The sequence below is a fragment of the Isoptericola croceus genome (assembly GCF_029382255.1).
Lineage (GTDB): Bacteria > Actinomycetota > Actinomycetes > Actinomycetales > Cellulomonadaceae > Isoptericola > Isoptericola croceus.
The window spans coordinates 1-269 of record NZ_JARLLG010000309.1 but is presented as its reverse complement, the minus strand read 5'-3'; the positions used below and the strand labels follow the sequence as shown (position 1 = coordinate 269).

Below are 269 nucleotides of genomic sequence, written 5' to 3'. Positions count from 1 at the left end.
GGCGCGCTGACCGGCAAGGCAGATGGCAGCCAATCTGAGCCATGATGACAGCGACGCAGGTCTATTACCCAATTAGTATCATAAAAAAATTACAGGGTGTAAGGACGACTGCAACATACCATTCGAAGAATTGTCGACTTTCCAGCAGCATTGGCACCAGTGAGCAGGTTGATGTTCGGCCTGTCCCCGCCGAGTTTCACATCATTGGGAATGAACTCTCCAATGGTCGGAAGCATGCAAGGATGGCGGAGCTCTTCAAACTCCAGAAC

At 50.9% G+C, this 269-nt stretch carries 1 protein-coding gene; it reads right to left on the bottom strand.

From position 1 onward, the window contains the following. Positions 1-89: 89 nt before the first annotated feature. Positions 90-269: P-loop NTPase family protein (locus PZC42_RS24740; protein WP_277214189.1), on the bottom strand; the 180-nt coding region annotated here is incomplete at its 5' end.